The organism is Streptomyces sp. NPDC096311, assembly GCF_044763085.1.
GTDB lineage: Bacteria > Actinomycetota > Actinomycetes > Streptomycetales > Streptomycetaceae > Streptomyces.
Window position 1 is genome coordinate 1 of record NZ_JBIWFN010000064.1, and the last position, 4,311, is coordinate 4,311.

A 4,311-nucleotide genomic window follows, 5' to 3' on the forward strand; every position below is an offset into this window, starting at 1 on the left:
CCAACATCGAGCGCGGACTTCGCCGTGACGACGCCTTCGCCGACACCTACCGTGAGTGGCTCTTGAGCGCTTGACCGACCATAGGAGCATCAACGGGACGAAATGGCGCGCCATGCCCGCCGACTTCGGCATCCCCTGGCGCACGGTGTTCGGGTATTTCGCCCGCTGGGCGAAGGCCGGTGTGCTGCGGCACATCCTCGACCAGCTCCGCCGGCGGTTGCGGCTGCGGCGACGGCGGTGTCCCTGGCCGGTCCGGGTGATCGTGGACTCGCAGTCCGTCAAGGGCGCGGAGACCGTGTCGAAGGCAACGCGCGGCTACGACGCGAACAAACATATAAATGGGAGGAAGCGGCATCTCCTAGTTGATCAGGACGGGCTGCTCGTCGACCTGCTCGTCACGCCGGCCGACGTCCAGGACCGGGACGCGGCCCGCATTCTGCTGACCCGACTCCACGCCGAGCACCCCGAGATCGTGCTGGTCTGGGCGGACAACGGCTATGGCGGAGACGAGTTCGCCGCCTGGGCTCAGACCACCCTGGGCATCACCGTCAAGGTCGTCTCCCGGCCCAAGGATGCCAAGGGCTTCGTCCTGTTGCCCAAGCGCTGGGTGGTTGAACGGTCGAATTCGTGGACCATGCGGGCTCGCCGCAACGCGAGGGACTACGAACGCCTCATGTCCCACGCCGAAGCCCACGTCCAGTGGGCCTTCATCACCCTCATGACCCGCCGCCTCACCCGACGAAACCGCCGAACCGACGCGGCCCCCACTCCCCTTGCGGCAGTCGCCTGACGATCCCTCCGACTGCCGTTCGCCTCGGCATCCACCGACGCTCAACCGAACGGCAAAGCCGATCAGCACCCAGCAGCTCCATGGCCTCGTGACCTGAGAAAACGTGATGCGGCCCCGGGGCGCGAAAAGCATTGGCGGTCCCGTGGCGCGGGCCGACATCCTGTCCGCATGCTGATCAGGGAAGCCAACACCGAGGACTGGCCTGTCATTTGGCCCTTCTTCCACAAGATCGTTGCCGCTGGTGAGACCTTCACCTATCCGATCGATCTCGGGGAGGAGCAGGGCCGCGACTGGTGGCTCTTGCCGGCCCCGAACCGCACGGTCGTCGCCGTCGACGACGACGCCGGAACGGTCCTCGGCACGGCAAAGATGAACAACAACCACATGGGCAACGGCTCGCACATCGCGAGCGCCAGCTACATGGTCGACCCGGCGCACTCTGGGCAGGGCGTGGGCCGAGCACTGTGTGAGTACACGGTGGAGTGGGCGCGCGCGGCCGGCTTCCGGGCGATGCAGTTCAACGCGGTCGTCGAGACGAACGTGCATGCGGTGAAACTGTATCGGTCCATCGGTTTCGAGGTGCTTGGCACGTTGCCGGAGGGCTTCCGACATCCCTCGAAAGGTTACGTCGGGCTCCACATCATGCACCGCGCACTCTGAGTCACAGCAGAAACTGAGACAGACGATCCAGAACCCGCCACCCGCCGTTCGGATCAGCGTCGATGGACGCCGGTCCGAACGGCAAACAGAGACCTGTCCCGCTGCATAGCCCTGTGAGCAGCACAGAGAGGTTCAGACACAGCCTCTGAAGCCGTTCCGCAGAAGTGGTCTGTTCACCGTCGATGCCGCCGGACGAACCGACCCGCCGGTGGTCGCGGTCGCCGAAGCCCCAGGTGATGTCTGATCGACATCGTGGGCCGCCATATCCAAGAGCCGCAGCGGCACTGTGGAGGCGATCCGCGCCTTGCACGTGGTCCGCCGCTCCCCCGTCACGACCCGCGTCCAGGCCATCAACCAGATCCGCACGTCGATCGTCACCGCACCCGCCCGTATCCGCGACACCCGGCGGCACCTCCCCGACAGCCGATCATGACGATCTGCGGTATCAGCCTCCTACTTTCGTAGGGGGCCACCGTCGCACAACGACTGATCCGTTGGAAGAGGCGGATTCCTAACGTCGAAGCCATGAAGAACTGGACGACCTCACACGATCGCGTCCTGGCACAGCGCCGGGCCGAGGGCTGGATGTTCCTGATCGACGCGGCCCGCGAACTGCGGGCTGCCTCCTCGGTCGCCCCCGGCAGTACCGCACTGGCTCGTCTGCTGACCGATCCTGTGCGGCTCCAGGCCCCCCACCCCTTGGCGGTCCTGTACACGGGCGCCGACTCCGACGCGCTCACCAGCGCCCTGATAGCCCAGCTCCCCCGGGGTAGCCGTCTGGACATCGCCGAGCCCAACCCACGCTTGGCGTCACCACTGCGCAGCCTCGTGGCTGCAGGGCCCGGCAGGGCGGACAGACACGTGGAGATGAACGTGTACCAGACGGGTGTCCAGGATCTCGACACCGCCCAGCGCTACGACGTGATCGTCTCCGGCCGACCGCTGAGCGGATTCACTCCCGTACAGGTCGAGCGCATCATGGCGCGGTCCGTGGAACTGCTGCACCCCGGTGGCACCCTGACGTACTGGGTCCACCTCGGTCTAGGCGACGTTCTCTCCCTGCTCTCGCCCAAGACCGGGGCACGCCGACGCGCCGTGGTCGACAAGGTTGTTGCTGATTACCAGCGCACTTATACCAGCCGCCGGTGGAACATGTGGGCCCATCTCCCGCCAGTGCGTGTCTGGCATCTACAACGTCCCCTTGTGTCCATGTGCAGCCACCACCACGACGGAGCGGCCCTGTGAACGGCCTATCCGACAGCCTCGCCAAGCGGAGGTCGGATGGGCCGTCGCGTTCCCGGCTACGGCGCATGGCGCGCGGACCACGCCCCGACGCTGTACCCGCCGTCATCGCACGGGCCTGCGCTTTCGTCGGGCTCGTGGATGTGCTGGCCGGCGTCTTCACGGGTTTCCGGCGCAGCCGGGTGCATACGATCGCCGAAGTGCTGCCAGGCGCGTTCGGACCGTTCGCCGCGGCACTCTCCCTCAGTACCGGTCTGCTGCTGCTCCTCCTCGCGCTGGTTCCAGATCGAGTCGCTGTACAAGTTCAACGCCAAGTTCCAGCCGCGCTGGGAGCCCCGCTTCGTGGTCTACCGCAACTCCGCAGACCTGCCCCGCATCGGCTTCGCGGCCCTGCAGGCGGAGGGCTTCGTCGACTTCGCCCTGCCACTCCCGCGCTTCCTGCGTGGGCGCAGGGCTGCCGCCGAGCGCCCCTGCGCCCACGCAGGCTCGGAGGGAGGGGTACGTACCACGTAGAGGCCCGACGGGGACGGCCTCTTCATCTCTTCCCGGTTGCGCGAGCACCACCCGGACATCCGCTGCCGCATCGTCACCACCTTCGGCCGCCCCGGATACCTACAACGCGCCCTGGACAGCCATTTCACCGGGTTCCTTGTCAAAAGAGGCGCCGGCCGACACCATCACCGAAGCCATCCGCCGCGGGGCAACGCGTCATCGGCCCGGGGCTGGCCGTACTCGCGCGGCACAGCGGCAATAGTCCGCTGACTCCTGGGGAGCGCGAGGTCCTGAGCGCGACCACGACCGGCGCGACGGTGGCCCAGCTTGCCGCGACACAGTTGGCCGATGCGCTCCCGCTCCGCGGGCTCCGCCCAGTCCGCTTTGCCTCGTCTGGCGTACAACCTTCCTGTGGTGCGGCCCGTCTCACCCGGCATCAGAGTTATGCGACCAAGGGGGACGTGATGCGACGTATCGGAGCGGCAGTGGCGGTGCTCGTGCTCGCGGGCGCCACGCTGGGGACGGCGGCGAGCACCGCGGGCGCGGCCCCGGCAGAGGGCTCGCGAGCGGCGGCGGCCTGCCCAACGGGCTGGGGCAGCGGCGCCAAGGGTGGTGCCGCCATGGGGGCCGATCACCTGGAGGACATCAGGACCGGACAGCACGAGTGCTACGACCGCATCGTGTTCGACGTGCCCGGCGGCGGCCAGATCGGCTACCACGTCCAGTACGTGGACCGGTTCTACGCGGACCCCTCGGGCGAGTACATACCGGTCGCCGGCGGGGCGATCCTGGACATCCGCGTCGGCGCGTGGAGCTACGACCTGGAGGCCGGCGTGCCGACCTACCCGGGCGAGGTGGGCGAGCCCCTGCCCGGCGTGAACATCAGCGGGTACAGCACCTTCCGGGACACCCGATTCGGCGGCACCTCCGAGGGCCAGACGCAGGTCGGTCTCGGTGTGCGCGCCCGACTGCCGTTCCGCGTCACCCAGTTGGACGACCGGGTCGTGGTCGACGTGGCCCACAGCTGGACGAGCTAGTAGGACTCCGTTAGGTCTTTCTGTCGGCCGTGTTCAGCGGCATGCTGAGTGTGTGGACGCACATGAAGTGAACCGTGCTCGGGCGCAGTT

The 4,311-nt window shown here is 67.6% G+C and carries 6 protein-coding genes and 1 pseudogene; 6 read left to right on the forward strand and 1 reads right to left on the reverse strand.

Annotation, left to right across the window (positions count from 1 at the left end):
- The first annotated feature begins 70 nt into the window (after window positions 1-70).
- From ACIRA5_RS53545 to ACIRA5_RS53560, 4 genes are all read left to right on the forward strand, one after another.
- A complete protein-coding gene (locus tag ACIRA5_RS53545; protein ID WP_403705977.1) occupies window positions 71-790 on the forward strand; it encodes an IS5 family transposase in 720 nt (239 codons plus the stop codon).
- A 168-nt stretch (window positions 791-958) separates the two neighbouring features.
- Window positions 959-1,450 carry a GNAT family N-acetyltransferase gene (locus ACIRA5_RS53550; RefSeq protein ID WP_403705980.1) on the forward strand — a complete coding sequence of 164 codons (492 nt, stop codon included), beginning with the start codon at window positions 959-961 and terminating at the stop codon, window positions 1,448-1,450.
- Between the two features lie 304 nt (window positions 1,451-1,754).
- Window positions 1,755-1,883, forward strand: coding sequence for a hypothetical protein (locus ACIRA5_RS53555; RefSeq protein WP_403705983.1), 129 nt, complete (start codon window positions 1,755-1,757; stop codon window positions 1,881-1,883).
- 92 nt (window positions 1,884-1,975) lie between these two features.
- On the forward strand, window positions 1,976-2,695 hold the full coding sequence (locus ACIRA5_RS53560) for a translation initiation factor IF-2 (RefSeq protein ID WP_403705986.1): 720 nt from the start codon (window positions 1,976-1,978) through the stop codon (window positions 2,693-2,695).
- 56 nt (window positions 2,696-2,751) lie between these two features.
- Here the strand turns inward: ACIRA5_RS53560 and ACIRA5_RS53565 are convergent, their stop codons facing one another.
- Window positions 2,752-3,000, reverse strand: coding sequence for a hypothetical protein (locus ACIRA5_RS53565; protein ID WP_403705992.1), 249 nt, complete (start codon window positions 2,998-3,000; stop codon window positions 2,752-2,754).
- On the opposite strand from ACIRA5_RS53565, the pseudogene ACIRA5_RS53570 reads away from it, so the two are divergent.
- Window positions 2,963-3,205, forward strand: a pseudogene (locus ACIRA5_RS53570) (phosphatidylglycerol lysyltransferase domain-containing protein); the annotation flags it as partial. The gene ACIRA5_RS53565 and the pseudogene ACIRA5_RS53570 overlap by 38 nt on opposite strands.
- A 443-nt stretch (window positions 3,206-3,648) precedes the next feature.
- The gene (locus ACIRA5_RS53575; protein WP_403705989.1) at window positions 3,649-4,221 is read left to right on the forward strand and encodes a hypothetical protein; all 573 of its coding nucleotides are present in this window, start codon (window positions 3,649-3,651) and stop codon (window positions 4,219-4,221) included.
- Window positions 4,222-4,311: the final 90 nt, after the last annotated feature.

Coding starts and splice junctions, on each gene's coding strand:
- ACIRA5_RS53550 (WP_403705980.1), top strand. CDS start 959: ATGCTGATCAGGGAAGCCAACACCGAGGACTGGCCTGTCATTTGGCCC.
- ACIRA5_RS53560 (WP_403705986.1), top strand. CDS start 1,976: ATGAAGAACTGGACGACCTCACACGATCGCGTCCTGGCACAGCGCCGG.
- ACIRA5_RS53575 (WP_403705989.1), top strand. CDS start 3,649: ATGCGACGTATCGGAGCGGCAGTGGCGGTGCTCGTGCTCGCGGGCGCC.